Source organism: Flavobacterium sp. WC2409, assembly GCF_041200085.1.
Classification (GTDB): domain Bacteria; phylum Bacteroidota; class Bacteroidia; order Flavobacteriales; family Flavobacteriaceae; genus Flavobacterium.
The window spans coordinates 631,696-651,693 of record NZ_CP165625.1 but is presented as its reverse complement, the minus strand read 5'-3'; the positions used below and the strand labels follow the sequence as shown (position 1 = coordinate 651,693).

General features: G+C 34.2%; 16 protein-coding genes and 1 pseudogene. 10 read left to right on the top strand and 7 right to left on the bottom strand.

Annotation, left to right across the window (positions count from 1 at the left end; translation table 11 throughout):
- Positions 1 to 32: 32 nt before the first annotated feature.
- From AB3G34_RS02940 to AB3G34_RS02925, 4 genes are all read left to right on the top strand, one after another.
- Positions 33 to 602: a cob(I)yrinic acid a,c-diamide adenosyltransferase gene (locus tag AB3G34_RS02940; RefSeq protein ID WP_367768346.1), complete on the top strand. Its 570-nt coding sequence runs from the start codon at positions 33 to 35 to the stop codon at positions 600 to 602.
- 142 nt (positions 603 to 744) lie between these two features.
- Entirely contained in the window at positions 745 to 966 is a 222-nt protein-coding gene (locus AB3G34_RS02935; RefSeq protein WP_007138072.1) for a DUF2795 domain-containing protein, read from the top strand.
- Positions 967 to 1,053: 87 nt separating this feature from the next.
- A complete protein-coding gene (gene secA / locus AB3G34_RS02930; RefSeq protein WP_369753398.1) occupies positions 1,054 to 4,398 on the top strand; it encodes a preprotein translocase subunit SecA in 3,345 nt (1,114 codons plus the stop codon).
- A gap of 231 nt (positions 4,399 to 4,629) precedes the next feature.
- Positions 4,630 to 5,055, top strand: coding sequence for a DUF4304 domain-containing protein (locus AB3G34_RS02925; protein WP_369753397.1), 426 nt, complete (start codon positions 4,630 to 4,632; stop codon positions 5,053 to 5,055).
- Between the two features lie 272 nt (positions 5,056 to 5,327).
- Here the strand turns inward: AB3G34_RS02925 and AB3G34_RS02920 are convergent, their stop codons facing one another.
- Positions 5,328 to 5,990 carry a TrmH family RNA methyltransferase gene (locus AB3G34_RS02920; protein WP_369753396.1) on the bottom strand — a complete coding sequence of 221 codons (663 nt, stop codon included), beginning with the start codon at positions 5,988 to 5,990 and terminating at the stop codon, positions 5,328 to 5,330.
- Between the two features lie 292 nt (positions 5,991 to 6,282).
- Here AB3G34_RS02920 and AB3G34_RS02915 point away from each other — a divergent pair, with 292 nt between their 5' ends.
- The 3 genes from AB3G34_RS02915 (at position 6,283) to AB3G34_RS02905 (ending at position 10,964) form a co-directional block, all read left to right on the top strand.
- Positions 6,283 to 6,975 carry an NAD-dependent deacylase gene (locus AB3G34_RS02915; protein WP_369753395.1) on the top strand — a complete coding sequence of 231 codons (693 nt, stop codon included), beginning with the start codon at positions 6,283 to 6,285 and terminating at the stop codon, positions 6,973 to 6,975.
- 67 nt (positions 6,976 to 7,042) lie between these two features.
- Entirely contained in the window at positions 7,043 to 8,389 is a 1,347-nt protein-coding gene (gene purB, locus AB3G34_RS02910; protein WP_367751875.1) for an adenylosuccinate lyase, read from the top strand.
- 337 nt (positions 8,390 to 8,726) lie between these two features.
- Positions 8,727 to 10,964: a cation:proton antiporter gene (locus tag AB3G34_RS02905; RefSeq protein WP_369753394.1), complete on the top strand. Its 2,238-nt coding sequence runs from the start codon at positions 8,727 to 8,729 to the stop codon at positions 10,962 to 10,964.
- A 61-nt stretch (positions 10,965 to 11,025) separates the two neighbouring features.
- Here AB3G34_RS02905 and guaB read toward each other — a convergent pair whose 3' ends face one another.
- The 4 genes from guaB to AB3G34_RS02885 form a co-directional block, all read right to left on the bottom strand.
- Entirely contained in the window at positions 11,026 to 12,498 is a 1,473-nt protein-coding gene (gene guaB / locus AB3G34_RS02900; protein WP_367751871.1) for an IMP dehydrogenase, read from the bottom strand.
- A 170-nt stretch (positions 12,499 to 12,668) separates the two neighbouring features.
- Positions 12,669 to 14,057: a DUF5723 family protein gene (locus AB3G34_RS02895; RefSeq protein ID WP_369753392.1), complete on the bottom strand. Its 1,389-nt coding sequence runs from the start codon at positions 14,055 to 14,057 to the stop codon at positions 12,669 to 12,671.
- A complete protein-coding gene (locus AB3G34_RS02890) occupies positions 14,054 to 14,617 on the bottom strand; it encodes a hypothetical protein (RefSeq protein ID WP_367768325.1) in 564 nt (187 codons plus the stop codon). Before AB3G34_RS02890 ends, AB3G34_RS02895 begins: the two co-directional genes overlap by 4 nt.
- Before the next feature lie 83 nt (positions 14,618 to 14,700).
- Positions 14,701 to 15,564: a hydroxymethylglutaryl-CoA lyase gene (locus tag AB3G34_RS02885; protein ID WP_369753391.1), complete on the bottom strand. Its 864-nt coding sequence runs from the start codon at positions 15,562 to 15,564 to the stop codon at positions 14,701 to 14,703.
- A gap of 178 nt (positions 15,565 to 15,742) precedes the next feature.
- Here AB3G34_RS02885 and AB3G34_RS02880 point away from each other — a divergent pair.
- Positions 15,743 to 15,889, top strand: a pseudogene (locus tag AB3G34_RS02880) (DUF3307 domain-containing protein); the annotation flags it as partial.
- Between the two features lie 62 nt (positions 15,890 to 15,951).
- On the opposite strand, the gene AB3G34_RS02875 reads toward AB3G34_RS02880, so the two are convergent.
- Positions 15,952 to 16,974 (bottom strand): quinone-dependent dihydroorotate dehydrogenase, encoded by a 1,023-nt coding sequence (locus AB3G34_RS02875; protein ID WP_369753390.1) that lies wholly within the window; start codon positions 16,972 to 16,974, stop codon positions 15,952 to 15,954.
- 211 nt (positions 16,975 to 17,185) lie between these two features.
- The gene (locus AB3G34_RS02870) at positions 17,186 to 17,710 is read right to left on the bottom strand and encodes a DUF6799 domain-containing protein (protein WP_369753389.1); all 525 of its coding nucleotides are present in this window, start codon (positions 17,708 to 17,710) and stop codon (positions 17,186 to 17,188) included.
- 282 nt (positions 17,711 to 17,992) lie between these two features.
- Between AB3G34_RS02870 and pepT the strand changes: the two genes are divergently transcribed.
- Together pepT and AB3G34_RS02860 are read left to right on the top strand one after the other, a co-directional pair.
- Complete coding sequence (pepT, locus tag AB3G34_RS02865; protein ID WP_369753387.1) at positions 17,993 to 19,264, top strand: peptidase T; 1,272 nt, start codon at positions 17,993 to 17,995, stop codon at positions 19,262 to 19,264.
- Positions 19,265 to 19,852 (top strand): YdeI family protein, encoded by a 588-nt coding sequence (locus AB3G34_RS02860; RefSeq protein ID WP_369753386.1) that lies wholly within the window; start codon positions 19,265 to 19,267, stop codon positions 19,850 to 19,852.
- The last annotated feature ends 146 nt before the right edge of the window (positions 19,853 to 19,998 follow it).

Here is a 19,998-nt window from a genome sequence, read left to right as displayed (position 1 = left end):
AACAAATCCACGCATAAACAAATATCCTCAAAATGAAAGTATATACTAAAACTGGTGATAAAGGAACTACAGCCCTCTTTGGAGGAACTAGAGTCCCAAAAGATCATATTAGAATTGAAAGTTACGGAACTGTAGACGAATTAAACTCTCATATAGGACTTGTTCGTGACCAAGAAATGAACATTCATTATAAAGAAATATTAGCCGAAATTCAAGATCGTTTGTTTACTGTGGGTGCGATTCTCGCCACACCACAAGAAAAAGAGGTAATGAAAAACGGAGAACTGCGATTACAAAAATTAGGAATCGTGGAGAGTGATATCGAATTATTAGAAAATGAAATTGACAGCATGGAAGAAGCGCTGCCGCAAATGACTCATTTTGTACTGCCTGGAGGACATACTACAGTGTCATATTGTCATATAGCCCGCTGTGTTTGCCGTCGCGCAGAACGCTTGGCAGTGCATTTAAGCCATAATGAGCCTGTCGCTGATATCGCAATTAAGTACCTCAACCGACTTTCTGACTACCTTTTTGTGTTGGCACGAAAGTTGTCTCTAGATTTGAACGCCGAGGAAGTTAAATGGATTCCAAGGAAGTAAATTTCTGGTCAAAAACTTAAAACTTTAAGACTGAAACTTTAAACTAAAAAACACGTTCTTAACTTTTTTATAAAATAAATGATTTTTTACTTGTCTTTTTCAGTAAAAAAATTATTTTTGCACAAAACTAAATCGACAAAAGATGTATTGGACATTAGAATTAGCATCCTATCTTAGTGATGCGCCGTGGCCTGCTAACAAGGATGAACTTATTGATTACGCTATACGTGCTGGTGCTCCTTTAGAAGTAGTAGAAAACCTACAGTCTATTGAAGATGAAGGCGAGATATACGAGTCAATGGAAGAAATTTGGCCTGATTACCCTACTGACGAAGATTATCTTTGGAATGAGGATGAATATTAAAGAATAAACAAAAGAAAAAGTCTCAAAAGAGGCTTTTTTTTTGGTTAAATTTACACGATAAAATAAAATTAGAAATACGATATAATTATGAGTTTCATAAACAGCATTATTAAAGCCTTTGTTGGAGACAAATCTGATAAAGATGTAAAAGCTTTACAACCTTATTTAAATAAAATAAAAACATTCGAAAGCAATTTAATTTCATTATCTCATGATGAATTAAGAGCACGTACCTACTTTTTCAAAGACCAGCTAAAACAAGCTCGTGCAGGTATTGACGGTAAAATTGCTACACTTAAACAAGAAGTTGAAGGCATTGAAGACATTGATAAAAAAGAAGACCTTTATTTAGCTATCGACGCTTTAGAAAAAGAAGCTTACGATTTATCGGAGAAAACATTACTTGAAATTCTTCCTGAAGCTTTTGCAGTAGTAAAAGAAACAGCAAGACGTTTCAAAGACAATTCAGAAATTACAGTTACTGCTACAGCCAAAGACAGAGAATTCTCTGGAGCTAAGCCTTACGTTTCAATTGTTGGAGAAAATGCAGTATGGCAAAATAAATGGAATGCAGCAGGTAAAGAAATTACTTGGGATATGATTCATTATGATGTTCAGCTGATTGGTGGAATGGTATTGCACGAAGGTAAAATTGCCGAAATGCAAACGGGAGAAGGAAAAACATTAGTAGCAACCTTACCTCTTTACTTGAATGCTTTGACTGGTAACGGTGTGCATTTAGTAACGGTAAATGATTACTTAGCAAAACGTGATAGTACTTGGAAAGCCCCTTTATTTGAATTCCATGGTATGACTGTAGATTGTATTGACAATCACCAACCAAGTACAGAAGCTAGAAAAAAAGCATATGATGCTGATATCACTTACGGAACTAATAATGAATTTGGTTTTGATTACCTAAGAGATAACATGACCCATTCTCCAAATGATTTGGTTCAAAGAAAGCACAATTATGCTATTGTCGATGAGGTCGATTCTGTATTAATTGATGATGCAAGAACACCATTAATTATTTCTGGTCCAGTACCACAAGGAGATCGTCATGAGTTCAATGAATTGAAGCCAAAAATTGAAAACTTAGTAAGTTTACAACGTCAATTGGCCAACAACTTTTTATCAGAAGCCAAAAAATTAATCAAAGAAGGAAATACTAAAGAAGGTGGTGTTTTACTTTTAAGAGCCTATAGAAGTTTACCTAAAAACAAAGCTTTGATTAAGTTTTTAAGTGAAGAAGGAATCAGACAACTACTTCAAAAAACGGAGAATCAATACATGCAGGACAACAACCGTGAAATGCACAAGATTGATGAAGCATTGTACTTTGTAATTGAAGAAAAAAATAACCAAGTTGAATTGACTGATAATGGTATCAAATACCTATCAGGAGATACTGATACTGACTTTTTCGTTCTTCCAGATATTGGAACTGAGATTGCAATTATCGAGAAGAAAAAATTAGACAAAGACGCTGAAGCAGAAGAAAAAGAAAAATTATTTCAAGATTTTGCTATTAAAAGCGAGCGTATTCATACGTTGACTCAACTATTAAAAGCGTACTCTTTATTTGAAAAAGATGTAGAATACGTAATCATGGACAACAAAATCATGATTGTAGATGAGCAAACAGGTCGTATTATGGATGGTCGTCGTTACTCTGACGGACTACACCAAGCGATTGAAGCCAAAGAGAATGTGAAAATCGAAGCGGCTACTCAAACTTTTGCAACGGTAACACTACAAAACTATTTCAGAATGTACAGCAAATTAGCGGGTATGACTGGAACAGCGGTTACAGAAGCAGGAGAATTATGGGAAATATATAAATTGGATGTAGTAGAAATTCCTACTAACAGACCAATGGCTAGACATGACAAAGAAGATTTTATCTACAAAACAACTCGTGAAAAATTCAATGCGGTAATCGAAGATGTAACGGCATTATCACAAGCAGGAAGACCAGTTCTTATTGGTACAACATCAGTTGATATTTCTGAATTATTGAGTAGAATGCTAAAAATGAGAGGTGTTGCGCACAATGTATTGAATGCCAAAATGCACAAGCAAGAAGCACAAATCGTTGAAGAAGCTGGAAAACCTGGTATCGTAACTATTGCAACCAATATGGCGGGTCGTGGAACGGATATTAAATTATCTGCCGAAGTGAAAGCTGCTGGTGGATTAGCAATCATCGGTACGGAACGTCATGACTCACGTCGTGTTGACCGTCAGTTAAGAGGTCGTGCTGGTCGTCAAGGAGATGTGGGAAGTTCTCAATTTTATGTTTCTCTTGAAGATAACTTAATGCGTTTATTTGGTTCTGAAAGAGTAGCTAAAGTAATGGACAGAATGGGATTAGAAGAAGGAGAAGTAATCCAACATTCGATGATGACTAAATCAATCGAGCGTGCACAGAAAAAAGTAGAAGAAAACAACTTTGGTGTTCGTAAGCGTTTATTGGAGTATGATGATGTAATGAATGCACAACGTGAAGTAGTGTACAAGCGTCGTCGTCATGCCTTGTTTGGAGAACGTCTAAAACTGGATATTGCTAACATGTTGTATGACACTTGTGAGTTGATCATTCAGGATACAAAACCATCTAATGATTTCAAAAATTTCGAGTTTGATTTAATTCGTTATTTCTCTATAACTTCTCCAGTTAGCGAAAGTGATTTCGTAAAATTAACTGATATTGAGTTAACAGGAAAAGTATACAAAGAAGCTTTAAAATATTACAACGAAAAAACAGACCGTAGCGCAAGAGAAGCCTTCCCTATCATCAAGGAAGTATACGAAGACAAAAACAATCAGTTTGAGCGTATCGTAGTTCCATTTACGGATGGTGTGAAATCACTAAACGTAGTAACTGATTTGAAAAAAGCATATGAAACAGAAGGAAAGCAATTAGTCGCTGATTTCGAGAAAAACATCACCTTATCAATTGTGGATGAAGCTTGGAAAAAACACTTACGTAAAATGGACGAATTGAAACAATCGGTTCAACTAGCCGTTCACGAACAAAAAGATCCATTGCTTATCTATAAATTTGAAGCCTTCAACTTATTTAACGGGATGTTAAATGGGATCAATAAAGAAGTAATTTCGTTCTTGTTCAAAGGTGATTTACCTGCACAACAAAATCAAAAAATTCAAGAAGCAGTAGAAGTACGCCAAAAAGAAGATTACAAATTAAGCAAAGATGAAGTGCCAAATAGCGAATCAGCAAATCGTGAAGCGGGAGAAACTCAGCAACGTCAAGTTACAGAGACTATCGTGAGAGATATGCCAAAAATCAATCGCAATGACAACGTAACCATTCAAAACGTGGCCAACGGACAAACACAAGAAATGAAATACAAAAAAGCCGAAAGCCTAATCGCCTCAGGGCAATGGGTTATTGTAAACGGATAACAACTCCATTTCTTTATAAAATTAAATTCCTCAATTACGAAAGTAGTTGGGGATTTTTTTTAGGAGCTATTCCCGCTATTCGTTGCAATCTCTGGTGTTTGTTAGCACAACACCAGAGGATTTCCACTGCTATCGGGGCTAGGCAAACAACTTATACATAATTTTAGAATAAATAAATAAGTTGTATATATTTGATGATATATATAAATCAACAACAAGCTTAAAAGAAAAATGAGTATAGAAAGAGACAATATTATTCATTCATTAAATAGTGTTTTTATTCCCGAATTAAGAAAGTTGAAATTCAAGGGAAGTTTTCCTCATTTTAGAAGAACCGAAAATGACAAAACGAATTTATTAACTTTTCAATTTGACAGAGATGGTGGAGGTTTTATATTAGAGCTAGCAAATCATATTGGCAATGAATATACAACTCATTGGAATGAAATTATAGAACTAAAACAGTTAAATGCACACGACTTGAATGAACGAAAAAGAATATATCCAAATTCAGAGAATGAAAATAATGGAAAAGCAGATTGGTTTAGATATGACAAAAAATCATTTGTTAGCTTTGGAAACAAATTTGACAAACTTGCCAAAAAAGTAACCGATAGAATTCCTTTAATGGAAAAATATTGGAATGAGATTAAATAAAAAGCCAGTTGCTAAAAGTCACTTTGAGCTAGCAGGAATTTAGTGGAATTCCCAACTAGCCCTCGTTTGCCCATACAATCAGGTCCTTGTTTTCAACGAGTACCTACTTAAATTAGAAAATAAATCGTAGCGTTTGCAACGCGGTTTATGATAAGAAACGTTATTTGCTTACTTTAGCTCATTACCTACTTTGTCGAAAAACGGGATGCGATTGCTTCGTTCCTCGCAATGAATCAGTTAACGGTTAAAAGCTCTTTTAAGTGTTTGTTATACTAGATTGGGTTTTCCTCAAAATACCTAGCTTCAATTCTTTTAATATCTTTAATAGAATTTTTGGCCCAAGCCAAACGTTTTATTAAAATCTCTTCCTCAGATAAATGCCAGTCAATGTTAGAGTTTCTTAATCTATTGGTTAGGTTTTGAATGATAATCGCTGCTGAAACGGAGATATTCAAACTCTCGGTAAAACCCACCATAGGAATTTTAAGAAAACCATCGGCTCGTTTTAAAATTTCTTCGGATAGTCCGTCTCTTTCGGTTCCAAAAAATAAGGCGCTAGGTTTTGTTATATCAAAATCATCCATTAGGCAATCATTGTCATGAGGAGTCGTCGCGATGATTTGGTAGCCTTTATTTTTCAACGTATCCACACAATCTGTTATACTATCATAGGTATTGATATCCACCCATTTTTGAGCTCCCATCGCAATTTCCTTATCGATACTTTTCCCGTACCGTTGCTCAATAACATTGAGTTCTTGAATTCCAAAAACTTCACAACTGCGCATTACTGCACTGGTATTGTGCATTTGAAAAATATCTTCAACAGCTATAGTAAAATGATTGGTTCTGTTTTCTAATACTTTCAGGAATTTCTCTTTGCGGTTATCAGTCAGGATATTTTCTAGGAAATTAAGGTAATCGATATCAATCATGAAGAAGTTTTTTTTGCAAAAATAGTAAAAAGAAAAAATAGCCACGAATTCACAGATTTATATTTAACTAATTCTTTAAAAACTGTGTCGAGAAAACTAACCTCAAATTAAAAAATTTCATTAGTAGAAGAATAATAACCACAGATTCGCAGATTAAAAAAATCCGTCAAAATCCGTACAATCCATGTCCCAATTATTTACAGTTGGTAAAAAAATCAGTACATCAGTGGTTAAACAGAGCCACAATAATTTATTTTTGTACAAGTAATTCATCCGAAGAAGGAAAAAATCTATGAAAAAGAAATTAGTGGTTTTAACAGGAGCAGGAATTAGTGCCGAAAGTGGCATCAAAACTTTCCGTGACAGTGACGGCCTCTGGGAAGGACATAACGTGATGGATGTGGCGACTCCTGAAGGCTGGCATAAAAATCCTGCCTTAGTAATGGATTTCTATAACCAAAGACGAAAACAACTCAAAGAAGTCAAACCCAATTTAGGCCATCAAATTCTGGCTGAATTAGAAAATGAATTTGAGGTATATATTATTACACAAAACGTAGATGATTTACATGAACGCGCTGGAAGCACCAATGTTTTGCATTTACATGGCGAGTTATTAAAAGTACGAAGTACAAAAAACGTAAATTACATCCTAGATTGGACCGAAGATTTGAATTTTGGTGATTTAGATAGCAATCAAAATCAATTGCGACCTCATATTGTTTGGTTTGGGGAAGATGTTCCCGCACTGGAAGAGGCGATACGTATTACTGAAATCGCCGATTATTTTGCTGTTATTGGTACCTCATTACAAGTTTATCCCGCCGCAGGATTAATCGATTTTACACATCCAGAAACGCCTCTTTTTTACATCGATCCAAAACCCATTAAAATCCCGAATTTGAGAAATCCACTGGAAGTGATTCCAGAAGTGGCTTCTGAAGGAATGAAAATATTAAAAAAGAAGCTAATCGACCTTATTTAAAAACCATTCGTTTTCTATTTTGTCACGAAAAGTTTATATTTGTGCCTTTCGAACAAACAACAAAACAATGACTACTTTAAACGAATTGAATGCTATTTCTCCAATCGACGGAAGATATAGAAACAAGACTCTTTCTTTAGCTCCTTTTTTCTCAGAAGAAGCATTAATCAAATACCGCGTATTAGTTGAAATCGAGTATTTCATTGCTTTGTGCGAAATTCCTTTGCCACAACTTAAAGGAGTAAATCCCGATTTATTTGAAAGCTTACGTAACATCTATAAAAACTTTTCTACTGAAGATGCACTTTGGATCAAAGAAACGGAAAAAGTAACCAACCACGATGTTAAAGCGGTAGAGTACTTTATCAAAGATGCTTTTGAAAAATTAGGTTTATCTCAATATAAAGAGTTCATCCACTTTGGGTTGACTTCTCAAGATATCAATAATACTGCTATTCCACTTTCTACAAAAGAAGCGTTTGAAAAAGTGTACATGCCTTCTTTAATTACTTTAACTTCAAAGCTGAAAGATTTAAGTGTAGAATGGAAGGACATTCCTATGCTAGCACGTACACACGGACAACCAGCTTCACCTACTCGTTTAGGTAAAGAAATTGGTGTTTTTGTAGAGCGACTAGAAGAGCAAATGCGTTTGTTATTCAACATTCCTTTTGCAGCTAAATTTGGTGGTGCAACTGGGAATTACAATGCACATCATGTGGCGTATCCACAAATTGACTGGAAACAATTTGGAGGGAAATTTGTGGAGGATATTTTAGGATTACACCACTCTTTTCCAACAACACAAATTGAACATTACGATCATTTTGCAGCCTTTTTTGATGCATTGAAAAGAATCAACACCATCATTATCGATTTGGATAGAGATATTTGGACTTATGTTTCTATGGAATATTTCAAGCAAAAAATCAAAGCTGGAGAAATTGGATCATCGGCAATGCCACATAAAGTAAACCCAATTGATTTTGAAAACTCAGAAGGAAATTTAGGAATAGCGAATGCCATCTTTGAACACCTTTCGGCAAAATTACCATTGTCAAGATTGCAACGTGATTTAACAGACAGTACCGTTTTAAGAAATGTAGGTGTGCCAATAGGACATACTATCATTGCCTTTGAAGCCACATTGAAAGGATTGAATAAATTACTATTGAACGAATCTAAATTCCACGAAGATTTAGAGAAAAACTGGGCTGTAGTTGCGGAGGCAATTCAAACGATTTTGCGTCGTGAGGCCTACCCAAATCCGTATGAAGCATTGAAAGGATTGACAAGAACAAATGAAGCGATTGACAAGAAAGCAATTCATGGGTTTATAGCAACACTTGATGTTTCGGAAGAAATAAAAGCAGAATTAATGCAAATCACGCCTAGTAATTTCTTAGGAATCTAGAACGGAAACAGAAAAATTGTAAATTCTTAGTTTCTATTTTTTTGAATATGATAAAAGTGCTTGTTGCGCTTAAATTTTAAAAATATACACTTTAAAAAAAGCTATCTTTAACGATAGCTTTTTTTTAGTCCATCTATAGAGGTGGCTTTTTTAAAAACGAATTAACAAATATAAAAATCATACTAGCCCAGATTGTAATGGAAAGCCTTGCGGGATAAAAACTATTTTTATGGCAATGGGCAGAGTGACCAAAGGAAACTCCTGCCAACTGCCTAATAAAAAAGTTTTTTGACCAAAATCTTGAAATGGAAAGCTGGATTAGCTACAACCATAAATTATGAGTGCCGCAGCAACAATAGCAGAAACGACAACACATTTAGAACCACTTATTAGCGACTTGGGATTGATCCTGATGACTGCTGGTATTGCCGTTTTGATATTTAAGAAACTCAAACAACCATTAGTTTTAGGATATTTAATTGCAGGATTTCTGGCGGGAACTCATTTTGACTTTTTTCCATCGGTGAAAGATGTGAAGAGTGTCGAAGTTTGGGCAGAGATTGGCGTTATCATTCTACTTTTTAGCCTTGGACTGGAGTTTAGTTTTAAGAAATTAATGAAGGTTGGAGGTACCGCCTCCATCACTGCCGTCACCCAAATTGTGACTATGGTGCTGATTGGTTTTTTGGCTGGAAAATGGATGGGATGGGGTCAAATGGATTCAATTTTCCTGGGTGTTATTCTCTCGATTTCATCTACAACCATTATTCTTAAAACCTTCGACGAACTAGGCGTTAAGGCTAAAAAGTTTGCCGGAATCGTAATTGGATCCTTGATTGTTCAAGATATTGTTGCCATTTTGATGATGGTTTTACTGTCTACAGTTGCGGTAAGCCAGAAATTCTCTGGAACTGAATTGTTAATGTCCATTTTAAAACTCGTTTTTTTCTTGACCGCTTGGTTTATGGGGGGTATCTTTTTTATTCCTTCTTTATTAAAAAAAGCAAAGCATTTACTAACGGATGAAATGTTATTAATCATCTCCCTTGCCCTTTGTTTAATGATGGTTATTCTGGCATCAGATGTTGGTTTTTCTCCAGCCTTAGGAGCATTCATCATGGGATCCATCATTGCCGAAACGACGCAAGCGGAACATATTGAACATTTAGTAAAACCAGTAAAGGATTTATTTGGCGCCATTTTTTTTGTGTCTGTTGGGATGTTAATTGATCCCGTTACCTTGTATGAACATGCAATACCCGTAGTGATTCTTACTTTTGTTACCATCTTTGGACAATCGATTAGTTCTACTATTGGTGCTTTGATATCTGGTCAACCGTTGAAACAAGCAGTGCAAACAGGGATGAGTTTGTCTCAAATAGGTGAATTCTCCTTTATTATTGCCACCTTAGGAATGTCGATGAATGTGACCAGTTCCTTTTTATACCCTATTGTAGTAGCCGTTTCAGCGATTACTACTTTTACGACACCGTTTATGGTGAAAATGGCGGTTCCATTTTCGGAAATATTAGAGCGAAAATTACCTAGAAAATGGGTGAAAAATATCGCTCGTTACAGTACAAATGCACAAGCGATTCGTTCCGTAAGTACGTGGCAAATAGCCATACGTGCTTATTTAATGCAGATTGTCTTAAACACTATAATTATTACCTCAATTATTCTGTTGTCGGCTAATTACGTATTGCCATTGGTTGAAGACTCGAAATTTGGTAATGCTATAGCAGCCTTAATCACTATTATTATTATTTCTCCTTTCTTATGGGCTTTATCGCTTCGCCGTGTGGCAGTAGAACAAGTAGATGCATTGTATAAAGAACGCAAATACAGAGGGCCGATTTTGATGATGATCTTTTTTAGAATGGGATTGGCGTTGTTTTATATCGGGTTTCTATTGAATATCTTTTTCTCCCCTGTGATTGCTTTTTTCGCCTTAGTTGTTTCTATAACTATCTATTTCTTTTTCCCAAAACAGCTGCATGCCCAATATCATAAAATTGAAAATCATTTTCTAAAAAACCTCAACAACAGAGAAACTAAAAAAGTAGATCGTCGCCATGCCAATTTAACGCCTTGGGACGGACATATGTCTACATTTGAAATTGCTCCAGAATCTAACTTAGCCGGAAAAACCCTTCGTGAACTTCATATTAGAGAAGATTTAGGAATTAATATTGCTTTTATAAAGCGTGGGGAATTAACGATTCAAATTCCAAATAAATTAGAACGTTTGTTTCCAGGAGATGAAATTTGCGTGATTGGTACCGATGAACAAGTCGAACAATTTTCAAGCTATCTAAAAGGAAATGAGATTAAAGAACCTGCAAAACAGGACAACAATCTTGTTTTAAAACAAATAGAACTGAACAATGAGGAATTTATTGGGCGAAGCGTAGGTCAATCAAAATTAAGAGAGCGAACGAATGGTTTGCTAGTAGGAATTGAACGTAACGGACAACGAATACTAAACCCAGAATCCAATATAGTTTTACAAAAAGATGATATTCTATGGATTGTAGGAAACAACAAACTGATGAATACTTTATTTAAAGAGTAAGCATAAAAAAAGGCAAAAGTGAAAACACTTTTGCCTTTTTAATTATTTCTATTTGATCCAATTATCTTGAATAATTTGGAGCTTCTTTTGTAATCGTTACATTATGCGGATGACTTTCATTGATTCCACTTGCAGTAATACGAACAAAACGTCCTGTTTCTTGCAGGGTAGGAATGTCTTTTGAACCACAGTATCCCATTCCGGCACGAAGACCTCCAATGAATTGTAACATACTTTCGTTTAGTTCCCCTTTGTAAGGCACACGTCCCACAATTCCTTCTGGAACTAGTTTCTTTACATCATCTTCTACATCTTGGAAATAACGGTCTTTAGAACCGGTTTCCATTGCTTCAACAGAACCCATTCCTCTATATGATTTGAATTTTCTACCTTCAAAAATGATAGTTTCTCCAGGAGACTCTTTCGTTCCTGCAAGAAGTGATCCTAACATCACACAATCAGCACCTGCAGCGATAGCTTTAGGAATATCTCCTGTGTAACGAATCCCTCCATCAGCAATAACGGGCACACCTGTTCCTTTTAATGCAGCAGCTACTTCTAACACTGCAGAAAACTGAGGAAAACCAACACCTGCTACAATACGAGTAGTACAAATTGAACCTGGCCCAATTCCTACTTTTACTCCATCTGCTCCATTTTCTACTAAAAATTTAGCCGCTTCTGGAGTCGCAATATTTCCTACAATCACATCGATTTGAGGAAATTTAGTTTTTACTTGTTTCAACGTGTTTACCACACCTTGAGTATGACCGTGAGCGGTATCAATAATAATAGCATCTACACCTGCGTTTACTAAAGCTTCCGCTCTTTCTACTGCATCACCAGTAACACCAATAGCAGCTGCTACACGCAAACGCCCGTAAACATCTTTATTCGCAATTGGTTTTTGAGTTAATTTAGTGATATCTCTAAAAGTAATTAAACCTACTAATTTATAGTCGTCATTTACAACTGGTAATTTTTCGATTTTATGTCCTTGCAAAACTACTTCTGCTTGTTCTAGGGAAGTCCCTTCGGCAACAGTAATTAAATTTTCGCTTGTCATTACTTCAATGATAGGTCTTGCATTGTTTTTTTCAAAACGTAAATCTCTATTAGTAACAATTCCTTTAAGTATTTGGTTTACCCCTACAATAGGAATTCCACCGATACCGTATTCTTTCATCGCATTTTTAGCATCAGCAACAGTAGAAGTAAGCGGTAAAGTTACTGGATCAATGATCATACCTGATTCAGCACGTTTCACTTTACGAACTTTAGCTGCTTGCTGCTCGATAGTCATGTTTTTATGTAATACACCTATCCCTCCTTCTTGAGCCATAGCAATAGCCATAGCACTTTCAGTAACGGTATCCATAGCTGCGGATACAATAGGAACATTTAGCGTTATATTTCTTGAAAATTTTGATTGGATACTCACTTCGCGAGGAAGCACATTCGAGTAATTAGGAACTAATAATACATCATCGTAAGTTAAACCTTCGCCGATAATCTTGGAGTTGTGTGCTATCATGTTGCAATTTCTAGTTGAATTGCGTGCAAATATAGCAAATTATTTGATTAAATGTTTGAAAAACTAGTGAATAATATTCAAGTTATTTTTAATCATTAAAAATTAGCATAGATCTTTTTCGAAAGAGTATTGCAATTATAAAATCAAATAGTTCCTTGTTACTATACTAATTAGTCATCACTTTCTTTAAAAATAAAATTAAATCCGAATTGAAAAGACAAACTATTGGCTTTAGCCAGATCCCGATATTCCAAGAGATTATCAGCCAAAAAATACATATTAAACTTTCCTAAATTTCCAGAAAGTCCTAAACCAATATTAGTATACGAGAAAGTATCTACAGTATACGTTGCCTTCATTTGTAAATTTTGTAAAACATTTCGTCTGTAATAACCTGTCAAAGCAACTATTGGTGCTCTTGGTGTAGTCATCATAAACAATTGACCACCTACTGCGTTTTTATATTCCGATTCTTCACCACTACAATTACAGTCTCCTCCTCTTGAATCATTAAATGAATATTGATACGATGCGTTGAATTTAACTGGACGCAAAGTTGTATATCCTGCATAAAGTGTATCTCGAGGAATGGCCGCTTGAAATTCTTCAAACACATTTTTAGGATTAGAATTCCCGTCAAACTTTGGATTTATCCCTTCATATTTATAAGAACCTTTATATGTAAATGTTTCAACATCTTTGCTATGTTTTATAAATCCTACATCAATTACACTTGCTGTAACTTGAATGTTTTTTTCTGGATAGTATGTAAATCCTAAATCGAATCCCAATCCCATATCACCACCAAATAATGCTTTCTTTTGCATATCACTACCAATATCTCCTTGATATCCTTTTTCTAAATATTTAGAAATACCAGAAGTATTGAGTTGCAAATCGGAATAAATGACTTGTTCATAAACAGTGGTCGTTGAAGGAATAGTATAAATATATCCCGAGTTATTTGTAGACCTTGCATTAAAAGCACTCGAATACAATTTGGCTCTTCCTCCAATAATAAGATTCTCCTTTATATTTTTATGGAAACCAATATGCAATACTGAAAGCAATTCAGATTTTACACTTAGATCTCCCAAATTAAACACTTTGCCTATATAATCTTTGTTTCCGTACAGGGCAAGTGTAGCCAAATCTTGTGGCAAGTAAGACCAGAAATCGAATTCTTGATACATTCCAAAAGAAACATATCCTTTACTCTCCCAATTACCCACTTGAAAACCTCCAGTAAACAATTCTATTTGTTCATTTAAAGCAATTTTATCATTTCTTGAAGTAGACAATACAACATTTTGCAACTTGGTATTAAAATCGACTCCGTCATTTGCAAATAAATCATAAGCTGAAAATCCTGACGAACCTATATTAGCTGAAATTCCAGATAACAGAGGAACTCCAAAATAATATTTGTACTTAACATCAGCGCCAGGGTTACTCATTAAAGATTGAGGCACCGAAGTAAAATTATATAGAATTTGTTTGTTTTGACTAAAACTACTAATAGAAAGGAATAGTAAGCCTAATAAATATACTTTCCTCATTTTATTTCAAAATAAACAGTTGCACTTGAGCGTAGTTTTAAACTTCCTTGACCACTACCATCCAATGGTGCACCAGGAGCCATAGCAATTACAAAGCCCATTCTTTTAGTGCTCTTAAGTAACTCCAAATTTAAATTTTCAAAAACTTCCGTTTTAGTTATGGTATTAGGAGTACCATTATAGGCTGGTACAGTAAAAGGAATGAAATAAAGTGGCTGGTCATTTCCATCTAAAAGCACAATGTTTATTGTAAACATTCTATTTACAGTGTTATTGATTTCAAAAAAAAAGTCAGCCCTTTTTAAATTATCTCGAAAGAAAGAGTCCCGAAAAACATCAAAATCTTGGGCATCAAAAGCTACTTTTTGCTCAATTCCATTATCAATAAATCCATTTTCAGAAATATCAAAATAAGTTAAATTAGCAACAATAACAGGTTCTAATTTAAGGTTATTCGCTTGATTAAAATCTAAATCACTGGAGCAAGAAACCGAAAAAAAAGTAAATAATACTGTAACTAAAACAGTAAGATTGCAGTATTTTTTTATTCTAAAAATCATAAATATAAAAGTAAATCTATTTAGAATAGTATTAACGCTTTCTATGTATACTTATTATTAACTTTTGTGTCTTTATTTATGAATTAATGGAATTTACCAAATAGCTTGGACGCTTCATTATACGCGCTTTCAAAACTCAACGGATTCAAGTTGGTTTCTACTTTATTAGCAGTAAAATAAGATAATAATTTCTCAGTTGGCATATTACCTGTTAAATCATCTTTGGCCATTGGGCAACCACCAAAACCTTGAATAGCACCATCAAAACGAGTACATCCCGCTTTATAAGCCGCATCAATTTTTTCAAACCATTTATCAGGAGTGGTATGCAAATGAGCACCAAATTCAATCTCAGGATATTTTGGAATTAAATTGGAGAATAAGTAGCTAATCACATCAGGAGTAGAACTACCCACAGTATCAGAAAGGGATAGTATTTTAACTCCCATGTTAGACATTTTTTCCGTCCACTCTCCCACTATATCTACGTTCCATGGATCCCCGTATGGATTACCAAATCCCATTGACAAATAAGCAACCACTTCTTTATTGGTTTGATCCGCAATTTCTAAAATTTCGGTAAGTGTAACTAAAGATTCGGCTATAGTTTTATGTGTATTCCTCATTTGAAAATTCTCGGAAATCGAGAAAGGAAACCCTAAATATTGTATTTCAGCATGCATAGAAGCCATTTCAGCACCTCTTGTATTTGCAATTATGGCTAAGAGTTTACTGGTGGTTTCCGAAAGATCTAGTTGTGCTAAAACTTCGGCAGTGTCTACCATTTGCGGAATCGCTTTTGGAGAAACAAAACTTCCAAAATCAATGGAATCAAAACCAACACGCAATAAAGATTGTAAGTAAGCTACCTTCCTATCTGTAGGAATAAAAGGTTTAATGCCTTGCATAGCATCACGAGGACATTCTATAATTTTCACTTGCTTCATATAGTTTCAAAGATAGAAAAACAATTAGGATTTCTAAATGATGCCTTTTAAATTTTAAGAACTTTAACGTATTCTGTATTTTGGTAATATAAATAAATATTACATAATTTGGTAATATTAAATATTAGGTCACTTATTTATTTTAGCTTTATTATCGCAACCCTTTTTAAGCGATTCCATTTTATTGGCAGCAAAATCTATTTTTCGTTTTGGAGATTTGAAAGAGGCCAAAGACCGAAAATTAACCGAATATGTGTTAATAGGTACTTTATTAAGTTTCGGAATTGCTCTACTTACAGGACTTATTGTACAAATTCTCTCCTAATAGAAAATAAAAAAGTCCGATAGAAACTTTCTAACGGACTTTTATATATATTGAAAAACGAATTATTTCAATCGTTCTAAAATCTTTTTATTTATCGCTTTTACTAATGCTGGTCCTTCATAAATAAAACCGGTATACAACTGTATCAAGCTTGCTCCAGCCTCTAGTTTTTCTATAGCATCATCAGCAGAATGGATTCCTCCTACTCCAATAATAGGGAAAGCTTTATTGCTTTTTTCAGATAAAAATCGGATTACTTCTGTCGAACGTTTTGTTAATGGTTTCCCAGACAATCCCCCCATTTCGGATTTATTGACTGATTGCAATCCCTCACGCGAGATAGTTGTATTGGTTGCAATTACACCCGCAATTTTAGTTTCAGCCACAATATCAATAATATCTAATAACTGTTCATCTGTTAAATCAGGAGCAATTTTTAAAAGGACAGGCTTTTGTTTTGGTTTAGCCAAATTTTTATTTTGAAGTGTTTGCAACAACTGAGTCAATGGCTCTTTATCTTGCAGCGCACGCAAATTTGGTGTGTTTGGCGAACTTACATTCACTACAAAATAATCAACATAATCATACAAAGCATCAAAACATATTTCGTAATCAGATGTCGCTTCTTCATTTGGTGTCAATTTATTTTTACCAATGTTTCCTCCAATTAAAACGCCATTATTTGCTTTCAATCGTTCTACTGCTTCCAGAACTCCTCCATTATTAAAACCCATTCGGTTAATAATTGCCGAATCTTCTTTCAAACGAAATAAACGCTTTTTAGGGTTTCCATCTTGTCCTTTTGGTGTTAAAGTACCAATTTCTATAAATCCAAAACCAAAGTTCGACAACTCTTTATACAGCTTGGCATCCTTATCAAAACCAGCGGCAAGACCTACTGGGTTTTTAAATTTCAATCCAAAAACTTCGGTTTCTAAACGCTTATCATTTACCAGATAAAGCGAACGATAAATTGCCGAAAAACCAGGAATTTTAGAAGTAATGCGAACCAGCGAGAAAGTGAAATAATGTATTTTTTCAGGATCAAATAAGAAAAATAGCGGACGAATAAGAAGTTTGTACATGTATATTTAGTTGTGTTGTGCAAAAATAGAATTATATAGTCGATAAATAAATATTTGTAAACTAAAATTTATTATTCAACTAAAAATTAAAGGGTTCTATAGGCTAGAGTTTTAAATGAAATAAAAAAACCGAAGCCTAATAATAGGCTTCGGTTGTAAAAACTACCACTTTAACTGTTTTTTTTAATCAAAAACTGAACTTCAAAGCGTTTTATTTTTTGTCTTTTTTCATTTCCATTTTCTCCATCATCATACCGTCCATATCCATTTTCTCCCCATTTTTCATCATCATGGTTTTCCCATTTTTCATTTTAACCATTCCGTTTGGAGAGACCATTGCACCGTTAGACATTTTCATTTCTTTATCCATCATCATCATATTGCCCTCTTTCATCATCATCATTTTACCATCTTTCATTTTTACATAATTTTTCATCATCATGCCTTGCATATTCATCATTTCGCCATTTTTCATCATCATAGACTGGCCATTTTTCATTTTCATCATTCCATTTGGAGCAACCACAGTACCGTTAGACAATGTCATCTCTTTATTCATCATCATCATCATCTTACCCTCTTTCATCATCATTACCTTACCGTCCTTCATTTTCAAATACTTTTTCATTTGTGCCATTTTAGCATCATGCATCTTTTCTTTTTGCATTTTATTATCTTGGGCTTCTACTCCTGAACAAAATAACACAGCGATGATAAATAATAATAAATTTTTCATAATGATTTGATTTTTAATATTATACGTTTATTCTAACGACTATTAAATTTACAAAAAAAAGTGGTCAATCCGTTTTTTTTAACGCTTTTTAAGTTTAACGAAACATACTTTAAATAAAATCTAATTTTACTGTATAATTTTATCCTTCTGCTAAAAAACAAAACAATTGTAAATAGGCTTCTCTTTCTTTATTATACCTAATTAACAAAAGACCAAAGCCATCTTACGAATTCAGTTTGTAAATAAACTGTATATTTGTCCCTCATATATAAATATACTTTTATGCAACATATCATTGACCGTTTCATTAGTTATGTAACGATTGACACCGAATCTGACGCAAGTTCAGAAACAACTCCAAGTACTGCAAAACAATGGGACTTAGCCAATAAATTAGTAGAAGAATTAAAAGCAATTGGCATGCAAGAGGTAACCATCGATGATAAAGCCTATATCATGGCTACATTACCCAGCAATGTAGATCACGAAGTACCAACAATTGGGTTTATTTCTCATTTTGACACCACACCTGATTTTACTGGAGCCAATGTAAACCCACAAATCGTAAAAAATTATAACGGAAAAGACATTGTTTTAAATGCAGAACAAAACATCATTTTATCTCCAAGCTATTTCAAGGATTTATTACAATACAAAGGACAAACATTAATTACAACTGACGGAACAACCCTTTTAGGAGCAGATGATAAAGCGGGAATTACTGAAATAGTAACTGCAATGGAATTCCTAATCAAAAATCCAGACATCAATCACGGGAAAATTAGAGTTGGGTTTACACCTGACGAAGAAATTGGTCGCGGAGCACATCATTTTGATGTAGATAAATTTGGTGCTGACTGGGCTTACACAATGGATGGAAGTCAAATAGGTGAATTAGAATATGAGAATTTTAATGCGGCTGGAGCCAAAATTACTTTTAAAGGAAAAAGTGTGCATCCAGGTTATGCCAAAGGAAAAATGATCAACTCCATGTTGATTGCCAATGATTTTATCAATGCTTTGCCTTCTGATGAAACGCCACAAGAGACAAAAGGATATGAGGGTTTTTATCATGTACTCCATTTAACAGGGAGCATTGAGGAAACTGTCTTGGAATTAATCATTAGAGATCATAACAAGATAAAATTCGAAAAACGAAAAGAAAAAATTGAAAAAATAAGTCGCAAAATCAATAAGAAATTTGCGAAACAATTTGGGGAAGACATTGTGATTGCTGAGATCAAAGACCAGTATTACAATATGAAAGAAAAAGTGGTTCCCGTAAAACATATTGTTGACATTGCCGAAAAAGCAATGAAAGAACTAGAAATCAAACCATTGATTAAACCTATTCGTGGGGGAACTGATGGTTGTCAATTATCCTATATGGGATTACCTTGTCCTAATATTTTTGCAGGAGGACACAACTTTCATGGAAAATATGAATATGTTCCTGTTGAAAGCATGCAGAAAGCGGTTGACGTAATTGTAAAAATCGCTGAACTAACTTCAATGCCTAACTTTGGATTAGAACTATCTAAAAAGAGAAAATAATTGGACACATCCACACCAAAAAAACATACTTGGGACAAGAATAATAACTGGACAGAAGAGTTACATCTACTGAAAGAAATTCTTGCCCAAACTGAATTGATTGAAACTACAAAATGGGGTGGTCCTGTTTATGTTTTGAACAATAAAAATGTGATTGGTATTGGTGGATTTAAGAGTTATTTTGGAATTTGGTTCTTTAATGGTGTTTTCCTTAAAGATGAAAAAAAAGTATTAGTAAATGCTCAAGAAGGCATAACAAAATCTTTACGACAATGGCGTTTTAATTCTATCGAAGAAGTTAATGAAAAAGAAGTATTAACTTATATCTTGGAAGCAATTGAAAATGAAAACGCAGGAAAAGTAATTAAAGCTACTGCAAAAGAAACACTTATATCGAAAGAATTACAACTCGCTATAGATACCAATAGTACATTGGCGGAAACCTTTCAAAAATTTTCATTAGCCAAACAACGGGAATTCCACGAATACATTGAAGAAGCAAAACGAGAGCCTACAAAACTTTCGAGAATTGAAAAAATAACACCAATGATTCTAGCCAATATTGGTTTGAATGATAAATACAAATAAGAAAAGCCCCATCATGGGGCTTTTCTTATTTTAATACCCACTTTTACTTTTCTTACCCAGAATAAATTAAACTTGTAGGCAAAAGCTTAACATTATCTTGTTCTTTTATTTAGTATATTTACTAATACCTTGCTAATAAATTCATT